Source organism: Bradyrhizobium sp. Bra78, from assembly GCF_024519855.1.
Classification (GTDB): Bacteria; Pseudomonadota; Alphaproteobacteria; order Rhizobiales; family Xanthobacteraceae; genus Bradyrhizobium; species Bradyrhizobium japonicum_G.
The window spans coordinates 68,450-85,755 of record NZ_JALJRE010000009.1 but is presented as its reverse complement, the minus strand read 5'-3'; the positions used below and the strand labels follow the sequence as shown (position 1 = coordinate 85,755).

The following is a 17,306-nucleotide window of genomic DNA, read 5'->3' as shown; positions in this document are numbered from 1 at the left end:
TCCTGATTGGATAAGGTTGAGCGCGAAATCAGAGGGCCGCGGCATCGGCCTCGCCGGTGCGGATGCGAACCGCATGGTCGAGATTGATGACGAAGATCTTGCCGTCGCCGATCTGTCCGGTTTTCGCGGCGGACGTGATGGCGTCGATGGTCTTGTCGACCTGGTCGGAGGCGACAGCCACCTCGATCTTGATCTTGGGCAGGAAGCTCACGGCATATTCGGCGCCGCGATAGATTTCCGTATGGCCCTTCTGGCGGCCATATCCCTTGACTTCCGTCACCGTGAGACCGTGAACGCCGATGGCGGTCAGGGCGTCACGGACTTCTTCCAGCTTGAATGGCTTGATAATCGCCATAACAATTTTCATGGGTCCTATCCCCGCTTGGGCCCGGTCCGGACGTGGCCGGGCGTTTCTCGACTGGTTCGCCACGGAGAAGTTCACTACGCGGGCACAGCCGAGACCCTTAGAATCAAATGCCGTGCCAGATCGGGCGCGTTGCCTAACGGACTATGAAAACGGGCATTTTCGCGTTTGGCGGGTATTGCGGTGCAGTGCGCTATTACGTCGCGCTCAATCCGTGGTCATGCCTGGTCAAAAAACAGGCACGACAGGCTGTCGTCACATTGTTGCTCATGTGTCGGGCAGTCGAATGGTATCTGAATATGGAGCGGTACCTCGGCGTGACGCGAAATACCGAGATCGTCCGCGTCTCTGCTCACGAGATGCGCGACACCGTTCGTTCAGCTTGAGCAGAACGAGGCTCAGCCGGTATCCGGCTGAGGGCCATTGCTGGACCCGTCAGGCGGCGTCGCGCTCTGCAAAAACCCTGTCGATCAGTCCCCATTCGACCCCTTGCTGCGCGGTCATGAAGTGGTCGCGGTCCAGGGTCCGTTCCACCTCCTCCTCGGGGCGCCGGCAATGCTGCGCATAGAGCCGGATCAGGCGCCGCTTGGTTTCCTGCATTTCGGTGGCGTGGATCAGGATGTCGGACGCCTGGCCCTGGTAGCCGCCGAGCGGCTGATGCACGTGAAGGCTTGCATTGGGCAGCGCGGCGCGGTGACCGGGTTCGCCGGCCATCAGCAGGAACGAGCCCATGGAGCGCGCGGTCCCCATGCACAGCGTATGGACCGGCGCCTTGATGAACTGCATGGTGTCGTACATCGCCAATCCGCTGGTGACCACGCCGCCATAGGAATTGATGTAGAGATTGATCGGCCTGTTCGGATTCTCCGCCTCCAGGAACAGCAGCTGCGCGCAGACCAGTCCGGACATCGCATCGTTGACCTCGCCGTTGAGGAAGATGATGCGCTCGCGCAGGAGCCGCGAGTAGATGTCGAAGGATCGTTCGCCGCGGGCGGATTGTTCGACGACCATAGGGACGAGCTGAAGCATGTCGCGCATCGGCGACCTCCATTTCTGCAGGTGATGAAAGTCTGTTTGTGGTCAGGCCGCCGCGCGCATCATGCAGCGATTGCTGTTGGCCGCCTGCGGTAGCTTGGCATGGTCGTCGCAGGCTTGCTGGATGATGCGAAAGCGGGTGCCGCCGGCTTCGTTCGGTTCGATCCGGAAGATGACGTGGCTTTCGCGAAACGGCGGCTCGGAATCGCGAAGCCGGTAGCGCACCTCTTCGCCCACGATCGATGATTCGGGCTCGATGCCCACAACGTCGGAATCCGGCAGCCAGCGCTCGCGCAGGGCCGGAATGGTCACCGCGCGCCAGACCTTTGCCGGCGGCGCATCGAGGTCGTATTCGAGGACCAAGTCTGTCTCGAGCACCAAGTCTGCGTCGGGGTGATCAGGCTTCACTGCGTCGCTCATTGATCCAGATCCTTATTGATCCATGTCCTTCAAGAGATCGGCGAGAGCTTCCATGCGTTTCGGCCAGTAGGCGCGGTAGCGCGCAAGCCATGTCCCGATGGTGGCGATCCCGTCCGGATCGACCTCGTAGTTCACAAAGCGGCCCTGCCGCTGTTCACGCACCAGGCCTGCCGCACGCAGCACCGCGAGATGCTGCGACATCGCCGGCTGGCTGATCTCCAATCCATCGCGCAAGGCGCTGGCATTCAGGCTTCCGCCAGCGAGCTTTTCGAAGACCTTGCGGCGCGTCGGGTCGGCCAGCGCCTTGAAGATGTCTGCCTCGATCATGACGGGACATAAGCATACACTTATGTGTCATGCAAGCCCGAAGCGATCTCAGGCTGTCTATCGCTTCGCGCTGCTGGTTTGCAGCCTATTGCAGCGCCTCGCCGTGCTGCGAAATATCGAGGCCCTCGAGCTCGTGCTCGCGGGATACGCGCAAGGGCACGAACAGGCCGACCAGCCTCAACAGGAGGAAGCTCACGCCTGCCGACCAGACGAAAGTGACGGCGACCCCATAGAGCTGGATCAGGAGCTGCTGCGGATGGCCTTCGAGCAGGCCGGCGGTGCCGCCGATCGCGCTGGTGGCGAACACGCCGGCCAGCAGGGTGCCGGTCAGCCCGCCGATGCCGTGGACGCCGAACACGTCGAGCGAATCGTCATAGTCGAAGCGGTGCTTCAGCCAGGTGCAGGCCCAGTAGCAGACGAGGCCCGCGATCATGCCGATGACGATGCCGTGCCAGGGGGCCACGAATCCCGAGGCCGGTGTAATGGTGCCGAGGCCGGCCACCGCGCCGGAGATCATGCCGAGCACTGAAGGCTTGCGCCGCGTCGACCATTCGATCGCGCCCCAGGTCAGCGCGCCGGAGCAGGCTGCGAGATGGGTCGCGATGATCGCCAGCACCGCGCGCGAATTGGCCGCACCCGCCGAGCCGCCGTTGAAGCCGAACCAGCCGACCCACAACAGGCCGGTGCCCATCACGGCGAGCGACAGATCGAACGGCGAGAGATTTTCGGTGCCGTAGCCATGACGGCGTCCCATCACCTTGGCAGCGACGAGGCCGGCGGTGCCGGCCGACAGATGCACCACGAGGCCGCCGGCGAAATCCAGCACGCCCATGCTGGCGAGGAAGCCGCCGCCCCACACCCAATGCGCCAGCGGAATGTAGACGAAGATGAACCAGGCGACGGAGAACAGCAGATAGGCGGAGAAGCGCATCCGGTCGGCAACCGAGCCCGCGACCAGCGCCACGGTGATGATCGCAAACGTCATCTGGTAGAGCATGAACAGTGCTTCCGGGATCGTCTTCGCCGCCGGATTGACGCTGTCCATGGTCATGCCGGCGAGGAACCAGCGGTCGAGCGTGCCGATCCACGGGCCGTCGCCGACGAAGCACAGCGAATAGCCGAACGCGACCCAGAGAATCGAGATCATCGTCACCGCGGCGAGGCTCTGCGCCATGGTGGCGAGCACGTTCTTCTTGCGCACCATGCCGGAGTAGAACAGCGCGAGGCCCGGGATCGTCATCATCAGCACCAGCGCGGTGGCGACGATCATCCAGGCGGTGTCGGCGGTGTTGATCTGGGACTCCGCGGCATGGGCAGGTGCGGCAATGACCGACGCAAATCCGATCGGCGCAGCCATAACGGCCGCGCGGCGCAACAATCCCGCCATGTCGTTTCCCCCAGCATAGTGATTGCGTCGCACGCTGTGGCGTCGTTGCCCGGTGCGATCGAAGTAGTTCGAGTTAGAGCGCGTCGCTGTCGGTTTCGCCGGTGCGGATGCGCAGCGCGTGATCGATCGGCGTGACGAAGATCTTGCCGTCGCCGATTTGCCCGGTGCGTGCCGTCGCGGTGATCACCGCGACCGCCTTGTCGGCGACATCGGAGGCGACCGCGATCTCGATCCGCAGCTTGGGCAGGAAGTTCACGACATATTCGGCGCCGCGATAGATCTCGGTATGACCCTTCTGGCGGCCATAGCCCTTCACCTCGGTCACGGTCATGCCGTGGACGCCGATCGCGGTCAGCGCCTGGCGGACTTCATCGAGCTTGAAGGGTTTGATGATCGCGACGACGAGTTTCATGGTCAGGCCTATTCCCCGGGATGCGCCGCGCCGTATGTCCCCGGCGCCGCGTCAATCTGGCATCTTTCCGGGCAAATGGCATAAAAAACTTGCAGATTGAAGCGGAAAAACGTTTGGCCATGTGAACGGCCGCCTCTGTACAGGGCATCCGTTCATCCTCCACAATGCATTTTTGGCATGGATGCGGTGAACCGAAGCGTCCCGGCCGGTACAAAAGTATGTTTGGGGGGACGCTTCATGGCGAGTTGGTTCTACGCATCCGAGGGCAAGCAGCAGGGGCCTTACCCGGAAGGGCAATTCCGCGACTTGATCGCGCAAGGAATTGTGCGCCCGGATACGCTGGTGTGGTCGGAGGGCATGGCCGGCTGGCAGAAGGCCGCCGAAATTCCCGGACTGATCGGCGGCGGCGCGCCTCCGATGGTGCCGACCGGCGGTCCGCCGATGATGGGGCGCGCTGGTTATGGTGGCGCCGGTGGCGAAGGACCGCTGACGGCTGATTTCAGCGTGTTCGGTCTGCTTGGGCGGGCCATCGTGTTCGTCATCGGCATGATCCTGGTCATTCCGGCGCCGTGGGTCGCGGTCTGGTTCTACAAATATATAACGTCGCACATTCAGGTGCCGGGCCGCCCGAATTTCGATTTCGCGGGTCAGCCGATGGACATCTGGTGGGCGTTGATGGCCAACGCGCTCCTGACCTATGCCGGCGCCACCGGCATTTCGTACGCGCCGCTCGTTGCGACGGTGATCAATGCCTTCCTCGCCTGGGTGATCCTCCGCTGGATCGTGGCCAATCTCTCCTCCAACGGCGAGCGGTTGCCGATCTCGTTCCAGGGTAGTGCGATCGGCTATGTCGGCTGGTATCTGCTGATGCTCATCTCGACCATCACCATCATCGGTTGGGCCTGGGTGCTGGTGTTCTGGATGCGCTGGATCTGCCGCAATACCGAGGGCACGCGGCGCGAGATCGTGTTCAACGGCACTGGCTGGCAGGTCCTGTGGCGTACGGTGGTGTTCTCGCTGGCCTGTAGCTTGATCATCCCGATTCCGTGGATGCTGCGCTGGTACGGCCGCTGGTACGTGTCGCAATTCGGACTCGTCGACCGCGGGGCTGCCGCTCGCGGCTTCTGATCATCTGCGCTCGCGCACGGAGCCTTCCTGCGCGACGGAGGCCACGAGCGTGCCGTCGGGCTTGAAGATCGAGCCACGGGTCAAGCCGCGGCCGCTTCGCGCGCTCGGCGAATCCTGCGCGTAGAGCAGCCATTCGTCGGCGCGGAACGGGCGGTGAAACCACATCGCGTGATCGAGGCTCGCCGGCATCATGCGCTTGTCGAACAGCGTGCGGCCGTAGCGCGCCATGATCGCATCGAGCAGCGAGAAGTCCGACGCATAGGCCAGCGCGCACATGTGCAGCGCCGGATCGTCCGGCAGCGTTGCCGCGGTCTTGATCCAGACATGAATGCGGCCGTCCTCGATCTTCTGGCCGAAATAGCGGCCGAGCTCGACCGGGCGCAGCTCGATCGGACGGTCGGATTCATAGTAGCGGCGGATGAACTCCGGCATCTCCTTGAACATCGGCTGCTTCGCTATTTCCTCCGCCGTCAGCTTTTCCGGCGGCGGCACGTCGGGCATCCTGTCCTGATGATCGAACGCGCTCTCCTCCTCGGCATGGAACGACACCATGATCGAGAAGATCGCGTTACCGTGCTGGATCGCGGTGACGCGGCGCGTCGAGTAGCTCTTGCCGTCGCGCAGGCGCTCGACCTGGTAGATGATCGGGATCTGCGGATCGCCCGGCAGGATGAAATAGCAATGCAGCGAATGCGGCAGCCGGCCCTCGACGGTGCGGCACGCCGCGACCATCGCCTGCCCGATCACCTGGCCGCCGAACACCCGCTGCCAGCTCGTCTTCGGACTGTTGCCGCGAAACAGATTCACCTCGAGCTGTTCGAGGTCGAGAATCGAGATCAGGTCGATCAGGCTTTTGGACATGGAATTGAGCTTTCCCCTTGCCGTCCCGGATTCGCTGCTCCGGAATGACACAATAGGGCCTTCCGCCCTTGTTTCACCGCACTGTTTCGCCCACCTCAAGTCTGCTAGCAAGACCAAGAAAAGGCGAAGCGTTAGCCGGGAACTGGGTATGTCGGTACAGGGTAGCATTGTCATTGGCGGCGGCGCATTTGCGGGCCTCGCGCTTGCGCTGGCGCTGCGCCAGGGGCTCGGGCCCGAGATTCCCGTCATCGTCGCCGATCCGGCGCTCGGCACGCGCCCGAGCCGGGACCCGCGCGCGACCGCAATCGTGGCCGCCTGCCGCCGCCTGTTCGAGGCGATCGGCGCCTGGGACGACGTCCGGGGCGAGGCGCAGCCGATCCTCGACATGGTCGTCACCGATTCCAAGCTGGAGGACGCCACCCGTCCGGTGTTCCTGAATTTCGCCGGCGACGTCGCGCCGGGCGAGCCCTTCGCGCATATGGTCGAGAACCGCCGCCTGATCGATGCGCTGGTGGTGCGCGCCGAGGCCGAGGGCATCGATCTGCGCGCGACCACCGTGTCGTCCTACGATTCGCGCAGCGAAGGCATCGACGTGACGCTCGGCGACGGCAGCGTCATTGCCGCGAGCCTGCTGGTAGCCGCCGATGGTGCAAGGTCGAAGCTGCGCGAGCGCGCCGGCATCGCCACCCATGGCTGGGAATATGACCAGTCCGGCATCGTCGTCACCGTCGGCCACGAGCGCGATCACGAAGGCCGCGCCGAAGAGCACTTCTTGCCCGCGGGCCCGTTCGCGATCCTGCCGCTATCCGGCAAGCGCTCCTCGCTGGTCTGGACCGAGCGGCGCAGCGAAGCTGCGCGCATCGTCGCATTGAGCGAGGAGGAATTTCACGCCGAGCTCGAGCAGCGCTTTGGCCTGCATCTCGGCGAGGTGAAGGCGCTCGACAAGCCGCGCGCGTTTCCGCTGTCCTATTTCGTCGCACGCTCCTTCATCGCCGAGCGCCTCGCGCTGGTCGGCGATTCCGCGCACGTCATCCACCCCATTGCGGGCCAGGGCCTCAACATGGGGCTGAAGGACGTCGCGGCGCTGGCCGAGGTCGTCGTCGATTCTGCGCGGCTCGGCATGGATCTCGGCGCAGCGGACGTGCTCGAGCGCTACCAGCGCTGGCGCCGCTTCGACACCATGGCGATGGGCGTTGCCACCAACTCGCTGAACTTCCTGTTCTCCAACCAGTCGACGCTGCTGCGCACCGTTCGCGACATCGGCCTCGGCCTCGTCGACCGCGCTCCGCCGCTCAAGAATCTCTTCATCCGCCAGGCCGCGGGTCTGACCGGCGAGATACCGCGGTTGCTGAAGGGCGAGGCGCTGTAGCAATCGCGCAAGCCTTGGCCCCTCATCCTGAGGAGCGCGCTTGCGCGCGTCTCGAAGGATGAAGGCCGAGGTGAGAATAGGGTTTTCATGGTTCGAGACGGCGCTGCCGCGCCTCCTCACCATGAGGGCTATCGGATCAATCGATCTTGCGCGCCTCTTCCGGCAGCATGATGGGGATGCCGTCGCGGATCGGATAAGCGAGCTTGGCGCTGCGCGAGATCAGCTCCTGCTTCGCGGAATCGAACTCCAGCGGGCCCTTGGTCAGCGGGCAGACCAGGATCTCCAGCAATTTGGGATCGACGCTGGCTTCGGGACGTTCGGTGGGCGCGTTCATGGGTGTCTCCGGCAGTCGGTTGCCTCTAGCATGGAAATCCGCATCCGCCCACCGCGGGCTCAGGCGGAGACCATCCGCAGGACCTCGTCGAGCAGGGCCTGGAGCCGCGCCGCCGGGACCGGTGCGCCGGACAGCGCGAAGCCGAGAAAGGTCCAGTACAGGATTTGCGCGCGGGCCTGCGCCGCCGCGGCGGCCAGCCCCCGCTTCGCCAGCAGCGCTTCGATATAGTCGAGCCTGCGCCGGTCGATGGCGCGGACCGCCGCTTGCGCCGCCGCATCGAACGCCGCCCAGTTCCGGACCGCGCGCTCGAGGTCGAGCCGCGCGCCGAACGATCTTCGGAGCAGGGCCTTCAGCGGCTCGTCCGTGGCGGCCTCGACGTCGGCAATGATCTGCTCGGCTGCGATCTCGCGCCAGCGCTTGAGCACGGCGGCGTGGAACGCGCCGAGATCCACGAAATGCCAGTAGAAGCTGCCGCGCGAAACGCCCATGGCTTTCGCCAGCGGATCGGCCTTCAGCGCAACGAAGCCGCTCCTGGCGAGTGCCTTGAGCCCCTCCCTGATCCAGTCGTCTGCGGAGAGCTGTTCGGTCATGTCCGGTTCCCGAAATCTGACCATACACTAGTGTATTGACAGGCGGCGCACCAGCGCCTATCTCACCATACATAAGTGTATGGATGTGAAATTTCGAGGAGTTCCGACGATGCGCGATCTCTTGCTCCAATGCGCCGGCGTCCTGACCATTGCCGTGGCCCTCATCCATGGCATTCTCGGCGAGACCAAGGTCTTCGCCCGCGCCCGCATCGAGCCGGAGCGGCTCCGCACCCTGATCCGCCTGGTCTGGCAGGCCTCGACCGTCGCCTGGATCGGCGGTGGCGTGCTCCTGATCGCGGTGCCCTGGATGGATTCGGAGCCGGCGCGCCACTGGATCGTCGCCACCATGGCCGTCGTGTTCGGCTTCTCCGCCGCCGCCAACGCATGGGCCACGCGCGGCCGGCACTTCGGCTGGATGGCGCTCAGCGCCGTCGTCGCCATGGCCGTTGCGGGCTACTAGATGAGACGTCTCCAAATTGAGCCGTCATCGAGCCCATGAGACGTAAGGCCGCATCGATCCTTCAAATGCATGCTGCTTACGGAGAGCGCTGATCTTTTTCGGATCGTTAGAATATCTCTAAAGCCTGCAGGCCCCGAACCGGATTGACTTCATCATGTGCTTTGCTTCCTTCGGTCCCGCTTCGCGCCAGGCGTAGCGTCCACGACAGAAGAGGAGACGTTCGTGAAGGTCATTCGTGTTGTTGCCATTGCGTTGACGATCGGGATTGGCACGGGATCGGCGGCGATGGCCGACGGTTTCAAGAACTGCACCAAGCTCGACAAGGCGGCGTGGAAGCCGGCGAGCGAAGCCGAAGCCAAGGCCAAGGCGCTCGGTTACGAGGTGCGGCGCTCCAAGATCGAAGGCTCGTGCTACGAGGTCTATGGCGTCAAGGAAGGCAAGCTGTACGAGCTGTTCTACAGCCCCGAAGATCTCAGCCTGAAGCACACGATCGCCAAGTGAATCGCCAATTGAATTGCGTCAAGTGACGTCCTGGGATGCGGGCTTGATCGAAGAAGCGGGACCGGAAGCGCGCGGGGAGTCCAGCCGGACCCCCGCGGATCGAACCACCTCGCGGACGGTCGCGGTCTGGGACCTCCCGCTGCGCCTCTGGCACTGGGCGCTCGCAGCCGGCATTCTGGCCGCCTGGTTCACGCCCACCGTCCATGACGGCTTTCACCGCATCGTCGGCTACACCGTGATCGGGCTTCTCGCTTTCCGACTGGTCTGGGGTTTCCGGGGAAGCCGCTATTCGCGCTTCCGCATGGTCGGCGTCAGGCTTCGTGCCGCGCCGCGCTACCTCTGGAATCTCCGCCGCGGCATCACCGGCCGCTATATCGGGCTCAATCCCGCCGGCACGTTGATGCTGGTGGCGCTGCTGGCCTCTCTCGCGGTCTCGACGATCACGGGCGCGATGTCGGTGACCGTGACCTTCTTCGGCGTCTGGTGGGTCGAGGACACCCACCATTATTCATCCGACGCGGTCATCGTCCTGGTCGTGCTGCACGTGCTGGGCGTGCTGCTGATGGGGCTGCTCCAGCGCGAGAACCTGATCCGCGCGATGATCACCGGACGCAAGCGCATTCGCAATCGCCTCTAGACGTTCGTTGCCGAGCACTGCGCGTTCGACGGCCGTCGATGGCGCTACAACTCGAGCGCAAATTTTCGCAAATCAAATTGGACAAGCAGCGTTAACGCACCGGTAAGCATGCAATCAGGCGTTGCACAAAATTAACGCGATGAACGTTTAGCCCGTTCACCATCGACGATATTGACGAGGGAGCGCTATTTTGATGTTCCGCGTTTTTTCCTGCGTTACGGCCGAGCACGATTGGCGACTCGTCGTACTTGCTGGCTTGGTATGCTTCATTGCAAGTATTGTTGCGGTAAGCATCTTTCATCGTGCGATCGCCTCGCGAGCCTGGGCGCGGTTGATCTGGATCGCGATTGCCGGCGCCGCCATCGGCTACGGAATCTGGGCAACGCATTTTGTCGCAATGCTCGCCTATGAGCCCGGCGTCTCGACCAATTACGGCCTCGTTCTGACAGCGCTGTCGCTCGCCGCGGCGATGATCCTGACTTCAGGCGGTTTTGGCGTTGCGGTCGCCAATTCCGGCCGGTGGCGCGCAGCTGCCGGTGGCGGCATTATCGGCGCCGGCATTGCAAGCATGCATTATATCGGCATGTGGGCCCTCGAGGTGCCGGGTCGTGTGACCTGGTCGCCAGGGCTGGTGTTGATCTCGATCGTCCTCGGCATGGTCCTGGGGTACGCTGCGCTCGCGGTTGCCCTGGGCCGCAAGGACAAGTGGGGGACCTTTGCTGCGGCGCTGCTGCTGACGCTCGCCATCGTGTCGCACCATTTCACGGCCATGGGGGCCGTCCAGATCGTTCCAGACCCTACGCTGGCAAACGATACATTGTCGCTTTCTCCGGCCTTCCTCGCCGCGGCAATTGCTGGCGTGGCCCTATCTGTGCTCGGGATGAGCTTCGTCGGCGTGCTGGCGGATCGCCGCCTTGCGACCCGAACCAGCAGGTTCGAGCAAATCATCAGCGAGCTCTCGCTCGCCAGGCAACAGGTGGAAGATTCGCAACGGGAAATCCAGGACCAGAAACTCAGGCTCGATACAGCCATCAACAACATGGTCGAGGCCCTGTGCATGTTCGATGCGGAGAAGCGACTTGTCGTCTGCAACGAGCGCTATGCCCGGCTCTATCGGCTGCCACCAGAGCTTCTGAGAGCGGGGACGCCGCACGTCGACATCATCAGGCATCGCGTCGTGACTGGCATCCTCAAGAGCGACACCAGCGAAGGCGCTGCGGTGCAATTCCTCTCGAAACTGGCCGCGTTGCCGTTCGATGCAGTCTCGAGCAGAATCGACGAGTTCGCGGATGGTCGGTTGATCTGCGTGACGCGACAGCCCATGGCCGGCGGCGGGTGGGTGGCCACGCATCTTGACGTCACCGAGCAACGCCGGTCCGAGGCCAAGATCGCTCATATGGCACAACACGATGCGTTGACCGATCTGCCAAATCGTGTGCTGCTCAGGGAGCGGATGGAGCATGCCATTGCAGTTACGCGCAATGGCGGCCTCGATCTGGCTGTACTCATGCTCGATCTCGATCGCTTCAAGGAAGTCAACGACACGCTAGGACATCCGGCGGGTGATTCCCTGTTGCGCGCCGTTTCTGCGCGTCTGCGCGAATGCACCGCGGAAACCGCGTTGATTGCCCGGCTGGGCGGCGACGAGTTCGCGGTGATTGATTACGTGACCAACCCGGCCGTGGAGGCCGCCGCCCTTGCCGAGAACATCAGAAAGGCGCTTTGCGAACCGTTCGATCTCGGCGATCACCGGGTCACGGTGGGCACCAGCATCGGCATCGCCATCGCGCCACGCGATGGCAACGATCCCGACGTGATCATGAAGAGCGCCGATCTCGCTCTCTACTCGGCCAAGAGTGGTGGACGTGGCGCATTCCGTTTCTTCGAGCCGGAACTCGACGCGCTCATGCATGCGCGGCGCAACCTGGAGCGTGACATGCGGAATGCGATTGCCGGCCGCCAGTTCGAGCTCCATTACCAGCCGTTCGTCAGTCCCGTGACCGGCAAGGTCAATGGTTTCGAGGCCTTGCTACGCTGGCATCACCCGCAGCAAGGTCTGGTCATGCCGAGCGAATTCATCCCGCTTGCGGAGGAGACCGGCTTGATCGTGCCGCTGGGAGAATGGGTTTTGAGAACCGCCTGTGCGGAAGCCGCCAAATGGCCTGCGCATGTCAGGATCGCGGTTAACCTGTCTCCCGCCCAATTCAGGAGCACGGAGATTGTTCCGGTCGTTATCGGTGCGCTGTCGAGTTCGGGAGTTGCGCCGCACAGACTTGAGATCGAGGTCACAGAGACGGTGATCATGCATGACAGCGAAGCGGTTTTCGCGGTACTCGGCCAATTACGCGAGCTCGGTGTGCGAATCGCCCTGGACGATTTCGGCACCGGCTATTCATCGCTGAGCTTTCTGCAAAAGTTCCCGTTCGACAAGATCAAGATCGACCGCAGCTTCGTCAACGAACTGTCCAGCGCGAGGGTAGAGGCGCGCCATCTCGCGCGAGCGGTGCTTCGTTTCGCAGTCAGCCTCGGCAAGACGACGACCGCCGAAGGCGTTGAAACGAAGGAGCAGCTGGATATCCTCTGTGAGGAAGGGTGCGTAGAAACGCAAGGCTACTATTTCAGCCGGCCGATGCCTGCATCCGACATCGCCAGAATGCTGCGGCGAGGTGCCGGAGCAGCCGTCCGCGCTGCCTGAGCGTTCAGGCCCTTACTGCAGCGGCGGATCGCCGCTGGTGCGCTTCTTGGCGAGATCCATCTCGGTGACCGCGATCAAGATCTCGGCGCGGGTCTTCAGGTCGGGCGCTTCCAGCATGGCCTGCTTCTCCGCGGGGCCATAGGGCGACATCATCGCCAGCGCGTTGACCAGCGCCTCGTTGGGCGCGCTCTCGACGCCTTCCCAGTCGACCTTGAGATTGTTGGCTTTCAGGAAGTCCGCCAGCACCACCAGCAGCGCCTCGCGATCGACCTCGTCCTCGCCCATGCGGGCGGTGAAGTCGTCGACGAAGGCGAAGAAATCCGCCTTGCATTGCCGGTAGGCGGTCAGCACTTCCAGTTCCTCGACCACCTTGAAGCGCGAGACGCCGGTGAGCTCGAGGATGTAGCGGCCGTCGCCGGATTCGGCGAGCTGGGTGATGCGGCCGACGCAACCGACCCGGAACAGCGCCGGCTTGTCGGAATTCTTCGGCGAGTGCGCCGCGTCGGGCTGGATCATGCCGATCAGTCGATGGCCGTCGCGCAAGGAATCGTCGACCATCGAAAGATAGCGCGGCTCGAAGATGTTGAGCGGCATCTGGCCGCGCGGCAGCAGCAGCGCGCCCGGCAGCGGAAACAGCGGAATGATCTCCGGAAGGTCGGCGGGCCCGCGATATTCGATGTTGATCGGCATCTGGTCCCCCGCTGACTCTGCTAGAGCATGATCCGGATTCGAAGGACCGCGTTGGCGCAAACTGTGCAGCGGTTTTCCGACAAGATCATGCTCCAGCAATAACCCCGCCCTACGAAAACAGGATCGTCGACAAGCGCTTGCGTCCGTCGACGGTTGCATCATCCATGCCGCCCCAGGCCTCGAAGAACTGCACGAGCTGCTTGCGGGCGCCGTCGTCGTTCCATTTGCGGTCGCGCCTGACGATCTCGAGCAGCTGCTCGGTGGCGGCTGCGCGGTTGCCTTGCGCGTTGAGAGCGGTGGCGAGGTCGAATCGTGCCTGATGATCGAGCGGGTCTGCGGCGACTTTCTGTTCCAGCTCGGCGACGGGCCCGAGCTGCTCCGCCTGCTCGGCGAGATCAATCGCGGTCTGCACCGCTTTCACCGCGGGGTCGTTGCGCTTGGATTCCGGCACCATGGCCAGCGTCTGCTTGGCCTGCTCCATCGCGCCGGAGACGGCGTAGCACTTCGCAAGCCCGGCAAGGGCCGCGACATTGGTCGATTCATGCTGCAGCACTTCAGCGTAGATCTGGGCGGCCGCGGCGGCATCGCCCTCGGCGAGCACAGCCTCGGCCTCTTGCAGGATTTCGGCGACGTTCGGCTCGCCCGGCGCGGTCACGCCCTTGGTGAGCTTGTCGATGAAGGCGTTGAGCTGGCTCTCCGGCACAGCGCCCATGAAGCCATCGGCCGGCTGGCCGTTGACGAAGGCGATCACCGCCGGAATCGACTGGATGCCCATCTGGCCCGGGATCGCCGGATGCTGGTCGATATTCATCTTGACCAGCTTGACCTTGCCCTTGGCCGCCTTGACCGCCTTTTCAAGCACGGGGGTGAGCTGCTTGCAGGGGCCGCACCACTCCGCCCAGAAATCGATCAGCACCGGCTGGCGCTTCGATTCCTCGATGACGTCTTTCACGAAGGTCTGGGTGGTGGTGTCCTTGATCAGATCGGTCGCAGCCGGGCCCGCCGCTCCGTTACCCTGGTCGATGATCGTCACGGGATCCCCTCGTCTGTCTGGAATGGCGGGTCTTTAGCACGTCGCCAATTCATATGCTTCGCTGTCGGCCCTAAAATTGGGCCGGGGCGGCCGAATTTCAATCCATCGCAGCCGATTCGGCGGTTCCCAGGCTTTTTTGATCGATTCGGCCGGGTTCGGGCCCTCATATGGGCCGGAAGATGCGAATCTATGCCGCCGGTAGCTGTTGCATTCGCCCTCCGCTTTTGGCATACGACAGCCGTTGCCGGCGCAGTCATGCGACCGACACAGGATGCGGGTGTAGCTCAGTGGTAGAGCACGACCTTGCCAAGGTCGGGGTCGAGGGTTCGAGCCCCTTCGCCCGCTCCAATTTTTGCCAGAGCATCCAGCCGATCTGGACGGAATCGTGGTTTTTCACGCTGCTGGCAGCTGTGTTGGATCCCACATGACAATTCTGGTCACCGGTAGCGCAGGCCATCTCGGGGAGGCCCTTCTCCGCACGCTGCGCGGGCGCGGTTCCCCCGCGCGCGGGGTCGATCTGAAGCCATCGCCCTTCACCGATGCCGTTGGCTCGATCGTCGATCCCGACTTCGTGCGGCGCCAGATGGAGGGCGTCACGGCCGTGATCCACACCGCGACGCTGCACAAGCCGCATGTGGCGACCCACACCAAGCAGCATTTTGTCGACACCAACGTCACCGGCACGCTCAATCTGCTCGAGGCGGCCACGGCGGCCGGCGTGCGCAGTCTTGTCTTCACCAGCACCACCAGCGCGTTCGGCTCGCGGCTCCGGCCGGAAGCCGGACAGGCCGCGGTGTGGGTCACCGAGGATTTGCCGCCGATCCCGAAGAACATCTACGGCACGACCAAGCTGATGGCGGAGAATTTGTGCGAGCTGTTCTTTCGCGAACGCGGGCTGCCCGTCGTGGTGTTGAGGACTTCGCGCTTCTTTCCGGAGGAGGACGACGATCCGGCGATGCGGACGGCTTACCCGCTGGACAACGCGCAGGCCAACGAGCTGCTCTATCGCCGGCTGGATATTGCGGACGCGGTGAGCGCCCATCTGCTTGCGGTCGATCGCGCGCCGCAGCTCGGCTTTGCGCGTTACATCATCTCCGCCACCAGCCCGTTCGAGCCGCGCCATCTTGCCGCGGTTGCGCGCGACGCGGCCGGTGTCGTGCGCGGGCTCTATCCGGAGTGTGTGCAGCTCTATGCGGCGCGTGGCTGGCGGCTATTCCCCGAGATCGACCGCGTCTATGTCAACGCGCGGGCGCGGCGCGAATTGGGCTGGCGGCCCGAATTCGACTTCGCGCATGTTCTGAACAGCCTGCGTGAGCGGACCGACTTTCGCAGCGCACTGGCGCGCGAGGTCGGGTCGAAAGGCTATCATGAGACGGTGTTCGCGAGCGGGCCCTACCCCGTCGCCACGCAAGCGCCTTGATTGCCGCTTTGCCCGACGCATCAAACGACTGGCCGCCGTCACCGCGCGCAACTCGGCCCGAGCCGTTCTACTGTGCATGGGGTTGTTTTCGCATTTTTTGTGCGAGCCGGCCCCGGCTGCCCGCAAATGAGCCACGGGCCATTTCGATTCCGCGTTGCAGCGAGAGCATTTTGCCGTCGGCTGCCTCGCGCCTGAAGCAAATCCGTCTCAACTTTTATTGAGCGCAACCGCAGTGCACGGGGCGCGCTTCTCAGCGCTCGCAGATGTGCTAACCTTTTTGCGTCTGCCTGTCGGGCAGACCCATACTTCGCCTCTCGACTAGCCATAACAAAATAATGTGCAGCCCTGACGGCTGCCTTAGGGGAGTGACGCGATGAAATCGATGATCCATCGATCCGTGTTGGCGCTTGCAGCGGTTGCCCTTCTTGCGGGAACCAGCACCGTCAATGCCCAGGACAAAAGCAAACCGCTGAAGAAGTACGAATCCGGCACCAAGGAATTCTGGACCCATCCGCCGGATGACTGGTTCCTCGGCGACGAGACCGAGGCGCAGAAGGGCCTCGCGCCGCCCTCGGGCCCGCCCACCGGCGCGTCCGACGCCGAGCTCGCCAACATCGTCAAGAAGGTGAAGCTGCCGGCAGGCTTCAAGATGGAGGTCTACGCCTCCGGCGTGCTGGCGGCGCGGCAGATGGCCTGGGGTGACAAGGGCACGCTGTTCGTCGGCTCGTTCGGCCTCGGCAACGTCTACGCCATCAAGGACAACAACGGGAAGAAAGAGGTCAAGACCATCCTCAAGGGCCTGAACATGCCCACCGGTCTCGCCTTCAAGGACGGTGCGCTCTACGTGATCGCCGTCGACAAGCTGATCCGTTACGACAACGCGGAAGCCAATCTGGACAAGCTCGGCGACGGCAAGGTCGTCTATGACGACATGCCGTCCTATGCCGCGCATGGCTGGAAGTACATCGCGGTCGACAAGGAAGGCTGGTTCTACATTCCGTTCGGACCGCCCTTCAACATCGGCGTCCCCCCGACCAGCGTGTCGCAGATCCGCCGCGTCGATCCCAAGACCGGCAATGCGGAAATCTACGCGCTCGGCGTCCGCAACTCGGTCGGCGGCGACGTCGATCCGCGCACCGGCAAGTACTGGTTCACCGAGAACGCGCGCGATTGGGTCAGCGATGATCTGCCCAGCGACAAGCTGAACATGATCTCGAAGTTGGGTGAGCATTTCGGCTATCCCTATTGCCACCAGGGTGACCTGCCCGATCCGAAGTTCGCGATGGGTCACAAATGCTCCGAGTTCACGCCGCCCGTGCTGAACCTCGGCGCACATGTCGCTCCGCTCGGCATGAAGTTCTATACCGGCGACCAATTCCCCGCCGAGTACAAGAACAACATCCTGATCGCCGAGCACGGCTCCTGGAATCGCCACAAGTACCAGGGCGGTCGCATCATGCGCGTGATCGTCGGGCCCGACGGCAAGAACGCCAAGCAGGAGGTGTTCGCCTCCGGCTGGATCGAGGGCGACCAGGGCTATCTCGGCCGTCCTGACGACATCATCCTTGCCAAGGACGGCTCGATCCTCGTCGCCGACGACTGGGCCGGCGCGATCTACCGCATCAGCTACAGCAAGAAGTAGG

19 protein-coding genes and 1 tRNA gene are annotated in these 17,306 nt (G+C 63.5%); 9 read left to right on the top strand and 11 right to left on the bottom strand.

Annotated features, from left to right (window positions below):
• Positions 1–28: 28 nt before the first annotated feature.
• The 6 genes from OC450_RS20665 to OC450_RS20640 all read right to left on the bottom strand — a co-directional run bounded on the left by OC450_RS20665 (position 29) and on the right by OC450_RS20640 (position 3,945).
• Positions 29–367 carry a P-II family nitrogen regulator gene (locus OC450_RS20665; RefSeq protein WP_008142813.1) on the bottom strand — a complete coding sequence of 113 codons (339 nt, stop codon included), beginning with the start codon at positions 365–367 and terminating at the stop codon, positions 29–31.
• 432 nt (positions 368–799) lie between these two features.
• The gene (locus OC450_RS20660; protein ID WP_211383746.1) at positions 800–1,402 is read right to left on the bottom strand and encodes an ATP-dependent Clp protease proteolytic subunit; all 603 of its coding nucleotides are present in this window, start codon (positions 1,400–1,402) and stop codon (positions 800–802) included.
• A 42-nt stretch (positions 1,403–1,444) separates the two neighbouring features.
• Positions 1,445–1,819 (bottom strand): SRPBCC domain-containing protein, encoded by a 375-nt coding sequence (locus OC450_RS20655; RefSeq protein ID WP_211383745.1) that lies wholly within the window; start codon positions 1,817–1,819, stop codon positions 1,445–1,447.
• 12 nt (positions 1,820–1,831) lie between these two features.
• A complete protein-coding gene (locus OC450_RS20650; RefSeq protein ID WP_211383744.1) occupies positions 1,832–2,146 on the bottom strand; it encodes an ArsR/SmtB family transcription factor in 315 nt (104 codons plus the stop codon).
• 85 nt (positions 2,147–2,231) lie between these two features.
• A complete protein-coding gene (locus OC450_RS20645) occupies positions 2,232–3,533 on the bottom strand; it encodes an ammonium transporter (protein WP_262048556.1) in 1,302 nt (433 codons plus the stop codon).
• Between the two features lie 73 nt (positions 3,534–3,606).
• Positions 3,607–3,945 carry a P-II family nitrogen regulator gene (locus OC450_RS20640; protein WP_008142802.1) on the bottom strand — a complete coding sequence of 113 codons (339 nt, stop codon included), beginning with the start codon at positions 3,943–3,945 and terminating at the stop codon, positions 3,607–3,609.
• Between the two features lie 237 nt (positions 3,946–4,182).
• On the opposite strand from OC450_RS20640, the gene OC450_RS20635 reads away from it, so the two are divergent.
• On the top strand, positions 4,183–5,073 hold the full coding sequence (locus OC450_RS20635) for a DUF4339 domain-containing protein (protein WP_211383742.1): 891 nt from the start codon (positions 4,183–4,185) through the stop codon (positions 5,071–5,073).
• Here OC450_RS20635 and tesB read toward each other — a convergent pair whose 3' ends face one another.
• Complete coding sequence (tesB, locus tag OC450_RS20630) at positions 5,074–5,934, bottom strand: acyl-CoA thioesterase II (RefSeq protein WP_211383741.1); 861 nt, start codon at positions 5,932–5,934, stop codon at positions 5,074–5,076.
• 148 nt (positions 5,935–6,082) lie between these two features.
• Here tesB and OC450_RS20625 point away from each other — a divergent pair, with 148 nt between their 5' ends.
• Positions 6,083–7,303, top strand: coding sequence for a ubiquinone biosynthesis hydroxylase (locus OC450_RS20625; RefSeq protein WP_211383740.1), 1,221 nt, complete (start codon positions 6,083–6,085; stop codon positions 7,301–7,303).
• A 136-nt stretch (positions 7,304–7,439) separates the two neighbouring features.
• On the opposite strand, the gene OC450_RS20620 is transcribed toward OC450_RS20625, so the two are convergent.
• Together OC450_RS20620 and OC450_RS20615 are read right to left on the bottom strand one after the other, a co-directional pair.
• Positions 7,440–7,637: a Trm112 family protein gene (locus OC450_RS20620; RefSeq protein ID WP_007598651.1), complete on the bottom strand. Its 198-nt coding sequence runs from the start codon at positions 7,635–7,637 to the stop codon at positions 7,440–7,442.
• Between the two features lie 59 nt (positions 7,638–7,696).
• Positions 7,697–8,227 carry a TetR/AcrR family transcriptional regulator gene (locus OC450_RS20615; protein WP_211383739.1) on the bottom strand — a complete coding sequence of 177 codons (531 nt, stop codon included), beginning with the start codon at positions 8,225–8,227 and terminating at the stop codon, positions 7,697–7,699.
• 109 nt (positions 8,228–8,336) lie between these two features.
• Here OC450_RS20615 and OC450_RS20610 point away from each other — a divergent pair, with 109 nt between their 5' ends.
• The 4 genes from OC450_RS20610 to OC450_RS20595 all read left to right on the top strand — a co-directional run bounded on the left by OC450_RS20610 (position 8,337) and on the right by OC450_RS20595 (position 12,520).
• Positions 8,337–8,687 (top strand): hypothetical protein, encoded by a 351-nt coding sequence (locus OC450_RS20610; RefSeq protein WP_211383738.1) that lies wholly within the window; start codon positions 8,337–8,339, stop codon positions 8,685–8,687.
• A gap of 222 nt (positions 8,688–8,909) precedes the next feature.
• Complete coding sequence (locus OC450_RS20605) at positions 8,910–9,188, top strand: PepSY domain-containing protein (RefSeq protein WP_211383737.1); 279 nt, start codon at positions 8,910–8,912, stop codon at positions 9,186–9,188.
• Positions 9,189–9,231: 43 nt separating this feature from the next.
• Positions 9,232–9,825, top strand: a complete 594-nt coding sequence (locus OC450_RS20600) for a cytochrome b/b6 domain-containing protein (protein ID WP_262048555.1) — start codon at positions 9,232–9,234, stop codon at positions 9,823–9,825.
• Positions 9,826–10,018: 193 nt separating this feature from the next.
• On the top strand, positions 10,019–12,520 hold the full coding sequence (locus tag OC450_RS20595; protein ID WP_262048554.1) for an EAL domain-containing protein: 2,502 nt from the start codon (positions 10,019–10,021) through the stop codon (positions 12,518–12,520).
• 12 nt (positions 12,521–12,532) lie between these two features.
• Here the strand turns inward: OC450_RS20595 and OC450_RS20590 are convergent, their stop codons facing one another.
• Both OC450_RS20590 and trxA read right to left on the bottom strand, forming a co-directional pair.
• Positions 12,533–13,210, bottom strand: coding sequence for an LON peptidase substrate-binding domain-containing protein (locus OC450_RS20590; RefSeq protein ID WP_211383734.1), 678 nt, complete (start codon positions 13,208–13,210; stop codon positions 12,533–12,535).
• 109 nt (positions 13,211–13,319) lie between these two features.
• On the bottom strand, positions 13,320–14,243 hold the full coding sequence (gene trxA, locus OC450_RS20585) for a thioredoxin (protein ID WP_211383733.1): 924 nt from the start codon (positions 14,241–14,243) through the stop codon (positions 13,320–13,322).
• Positions 14,244–14,516: 273 nt separating this feature from the next.
• Here trxA and OC450_RS20580 point away from each other — a divergent pair.
• From OC450_RS20580 to OC450_RS20570, 3 genes are all read left to right on the top strand, one after another.
• A tRNA-Gly gene (locus OC450_RS20580) sits at positions 14,517–14,591 on the top strand.
• 76 nt (positions 14,592–14,667) lie between these two features.
• Complete coding sequence (locus OC450_RS20575; RefSeq protein WP_262048553.1) at positions 14,668–15,663, top strand: NAD-dependent epimerase/dehydratase family protein; 996 nt, start codon at positions 14,668–14,670, stop codon at positions 15,661–15,663.
• Between the two features lie 373 nt (positions 15,664–16,036).
• Positions 16,037–17,305: a PQQ-dependent sugar dehydrogenase gene (locus OC450_RS20570; RefSeq protein WP_211383731.1), complete on the top strand. Its 1,269-nt coding sequence runs from the start codon at positions 16,037–16,039 to the stop codon at positions 17,303–17,305.
• Position 17,306: the final 1 nt, after the last annotated feature.

Coding starts and splice junctions, on each gene's coding strand:
- OC450_RS20570 (WP_211383731.1), top strand. CDS start 16,037: ATGAAATCGATGATCCATCGATCCGTGTTGGCGCTTGCAGCGGTTGCC.
- OC450_RS20575 (WP_262048553.1), top strand. CDS start 14,668: ATGACAATTCTGGTCACCGGTAGCGCAGGCCATCTCGGGGAGGCCCTT.
- OC450_RS20655 (WP_211383745.1), bottom strand. CDS start 1,819: ATGAGCGACGCAGTGAAGCCTGATCACCCCGACGCAGACTTGGTGCTC.
- OC450_RS20650 (WP_211383744.1), bottom strand. CDS start 2,146: ATGATCGAGGCAGACATCTTCAAGGCGCTGGCCGACCCGACGCGCCGC.
- OC450_RS20590 (WP_211383734.1), bottom strand. CDS start 13,210: ATGCCGATCAACATCGAATATCGCGGGCCCGCCGACCTTCCGGAGATC.
- tesB (WP_211383741.1), bottom strand. CDS start 5,934: ATGTCCAAAAGCCTGATCGACCTGATCTCGATTCTCGACCTCGAACAG.
- OC450_RS20640 (WP_008142802.1), bottom strand. CDS start 3,945: ATGAAACTCGTCGTCGCGATCATCAAACCCTTCAAGCTCGATGAAGTC.
- OC450_RS20660 (WP_211383746.1), bottom strand. CDS start 1,402: ATGCGCGACATGCTTCAGCTCGTCCCTATGGTCGTCGAACAATCCGCC.
- OC450_RS20615 (WP_211383739.1), bottom strand. CDS start 8,227: ATGACCGAACAGCTCTCCGCAGACGACTGGATCAGGGAGGGGCTCAAG.
- OC450_RS20665 (WP_008142813.1), bottom strand. CDS start 367: ATGAAAATTGTTATGGCGATTATCAAGCCATTCAAGCTGGAAGAAGTC.
- OC450_RS20620 (WP_007598651.1), bottom strand. CDS start 7,637: ATGAACGCGCCCACCGAACGTCCCGAAGCCAGCGTCGATCCCAAATTG.
- OC450_RS20610 (WP_211383738.1), top strand. CDS start 8,337: ATGCGCGATCTCTTGCTCCAATGCGCCGGCGTCCTGACCATTGCCGTG.
- OC450_RS20645 (WP_262048556.1), bottom strand. CDS start 3,533: ATGGCGGGATTGTTGCGCCGCGCGGCCGTTATGGCTGCGCCGATCGGA.
- OC450_RS20625 (WP_211383740.1), top strand. CDS start 6,083: ATGTCGGTACAGGGTAGCATTGTCATTGGCGGCGGCGCATTTGCGGGC.
- OC450_RS20635 (WP_211383742.1), top strand. CDS start 4,183: ATGGCGAGTTGGTTCTACGCATCCGAGGGCAAGCAGCAGGGGCCTTAC.
- OC450_RS20595 (WP_262048554.1), top strand. CDS start 10,019: ATGTTCCGCGTTTTTTCCTGCGTTACGGCCGAGCACGATTGGCGACTC.